Origin of the sequence: Streptomyces alkaliphilus (genome assembly GCF_014141535.1) — a bacterium.
Classification (GTDB): domain Bacteria; phylum Actinomycetota; class Actinomycetes; order Streptomycetales; family Streptomycetaceae; genus Streptomyces; species Streptomyces alkaliphilus.
In genome coordinates this window covers 1-2,613 of sequence record NZ_VKHT01000744.1, presented here as the reverse complement: position 1 = coordinate 2,613, position 2,613 = coordinate 1, and the positions used below count along the sequence as shown (strand labels likewise).

At 71.3% G+C, this 2,613-nt stretch carries 3 protein-coding genes; all 3 read right to left on the bottom strand.

Annotated features, from left to right (window positions below):
- Positions 1–904 (bottom strand): serine/threonine-protein kinase (locus FNQ90_RS19265; protein ID WP_182607517.1); only part of this gene is annotated, 904 nt, incomplete at its 3' end.
- Positions 904–1,719: a hypothetical protein gene (locus tag FNQ90_RS27585; RefSeq protein ID WP_182607516.1), complete on the bottom strand. Its 816-nt coding sequence runs from the start codon at positions 1,717–1,719 to the stop codon at positions 904–906. The genes FNQ90_RS27585 and FNQ90_RS19265, both read right to left, overlap by 1 nt.
- Positions 1,720–1,891: 172 nt before the next feature.
- Positions 1,892–2,572: an esterase/lipase family protein gene (locus tag FNQ90_RS19255; protein ID WP_182607515.1), complete on the bottom strand. Its 681-nt coding sequence runs from the start codon at positions 2,570–2,572 to the stop codon at positions 1,892–1,894.
- Positions 2,573–2,613: the final 41 nt, after the last annotated feature.

Sequence of the window (2,613 nt, the reverse complement as noted above, 5' to 3'; positions counted from 1 at the left end):
GTTCGAGGGAACGCGCGGCACGCGCCGCGATCAGTCGCACGACGTCCTCGGGCAGCCAGGTCGTGGCGTCCCTCTCGACCGGTCGGTGCGGGGACCGGGGGTCGTCGGCGAGACGACGGATCAGTTCCCGGGCTCCCGGACGACCGTCCGAGTCCTTCGCCAGGCAGTCCCGCAGCACCGGGAGCAGCCCCGCGGGCGTCCCGTCGAGGTCGGGTTCGTCGTGCACGGTCCGGTACAGCAGCGCGTCGGCGGGGCCCGTGCCGAACGGAGGGCGCCCGGTGGCCGCGCAGGCCAGCAGACAGCCGAGGGAGAAGATGTCACCGGCGGGGCCGGGGTCGCCGCCCTCGGCCTGTTCCGGCGGGAGGTAGCCGGGAGTCCCGACCACCACCCCGTCCGCGGTCAGGGGGGCGGCACCGGGGTCCGTCGGGCGGGCGATGCCGAAGTCGATCAGCCGGGGTCCGTCGTGGCCCAGGAGGACGTTGCCGGGCTTGACGTCCCGGTGCACCAGTCCGCTCCCGTGCAGCGCGGCCAGGGCGTCGGCGAGTATCCGGCCGAGCACGCGGACGCCGTGCTCGGCCAACGGCCCGCACCTGTCCACCGCCTCGGCGAGCGAGGGCCCGGCCACGAAAGCGGTCGCCAACCACGGTCGTTCGCCCTCCGTGTCGGCGCCGAGGACCCGTACCGTCCAGGGGTTGTCCACCCGGCGGGCGATCTCCGCCTCACGCCGGAACCGGGCACGGAAGCCCTCGTCACCGGCGTACCCGGCGCGCACCATCTTGACGGCGACGAGCTCCCCGGCTTCCGTCCGTCCCAGGTACACCACGCCCATGCCACCCGCGCCCAGCCTGCCCAGCAGGCGGTGGCCGCCCGCTTTGGACGGGTCGTCGTGCCGCAGGGGTTCGATCACCTCTTCTTCCCCTCCCCCTCGTCGATACCGACCGGCTCGCCCGCCAGTTCGGTCTCCGCCCTCGACAGCATGAGGCCGGAAGCACGCGTGGCGGCCTCCGTCACCTCCTCGCGGGTGCGGCCCTCCGCGCCCTTCGCCGAGACCGCGACGGTGAGCGGGCCGAGGCGGGCACGCATCCATTCGAAGTCGTGCGGGCCGCCCGCTTCCCCGCTGTGGAAGCTCCCCGTCTCGGTGAGGAAGTCCTCGGCGAAGAAGTTGCCGATCTCCCCGAACCCCATCCCGAGGGAGATGAGTCCGCTCACCCACTCGTCGGGGCGCAGTTGCTGGTCCGGGCAGCGCAGGGCGTCCTCCACGGTCCCGGCCATCTGCCACTCCGCGCTCCGGGCGTCGCGGTGCACGGTCACCACGACGGTCACGCCCAGAGGACCGGCGCCCTCCTCCGCCGGCAGCTCGGCGTAGCCGGTCAGGCCGGCCAGCACCTCGTCGGGTACGGTCTCCCGCACCCAGACACAGTTCTCGTCGAGCACCGCCCACTGTCCCGGATCGTCGTCGCGGTCCGGGACCTCGACGAACCCGGGACCGAAGGTCTCCGGCCGCGCCACGATCGTCTCGGCCAACTCGACGGCCTGCGCGCGGTTCACCGGCAGACGGTCCGCGTCGAGGACGATGCCGAGGCCGTCCCCCTCGCCGGCCTCCGGCACCTCGCCCCCGCCGGAGCCGTCGTCCGCTTCATCGCCCCCGGCGGTACAACCCACCGTCAGCAGCAGGCCCAGCGCCAGCGCGCCGCAGCCGTGTCGGATCCGTCGTTCCACCGATTCCACCCCCGTGACCGTCGGTTGACTCCTCGTCCTCCATCGGTGAGCGACCCTAGTCATCCACGCGCGTCACCACCATCGGTTCCCGGTCGGGGGCCGGGTTCACGACACGGTCGTGACACGTCCGGAGCACAGCCGCCGAAAAACGGTCCGGTGAGGGTGTGTCACCTCAGGAGACGACCTCGCGCACGGCGTTGATGACGCCGGTGTTCGAGATCATTCCGATGTGCCCGAGGCAGGCGGTCCGGCGATTGTCGGCGCCCTCGAGGATCGTGCTGCTGATCGGGGCGATGACGAGGTCACAGGGCGAGCGGAAGGTGGTGTAGGTGACGTTGCCCGGAGTCGGGTCACCGGCGTTGAGGTTCTTCAGGAAGCTCGACCCGAGGCTCATCTCCGCGCAGGAGGTGATGAGGATGTTGCAGAATCCCGCGACCGCGGTGCCGTTGTTCGGCCCGCCGAGCGACACCCAGTCGTCGACCCGGTCGGCGCCGCCGAGGTGCTTGATGTAGTAGCGCGAGGAGAGGCCGCCCATGGAGTGGGTGACGATGTCGACCTTGCTCGCGCCGGTCCGCCTCAGGACGTCGTCGATGTAGTCGGACAGTTGGTGCGCGATGGTGACGTTGGACCGGAGCGAGTCGTACCCGAAGACGTACAGCTGGTTGTCGGCGTAGCCGTTCGCCCTGAAGTTCTGGGTCATCGTGGAGAACTGGCCGCTCTTGCCGGAGAAGCCGTGCACGAAGATGACGGGTTCGGAGGTGTTGGCGGCCCGGGCGGTGCCCGAGGTGAGCGGTACGAGCAGTACGGCGGCCACCAGGGCGCAGAGCAGGTTCCGGACATGACGCAGGCGCATCTGAACTCCTGTCGGGCAGGCAGTGGGGGGTGGTGCGTGGG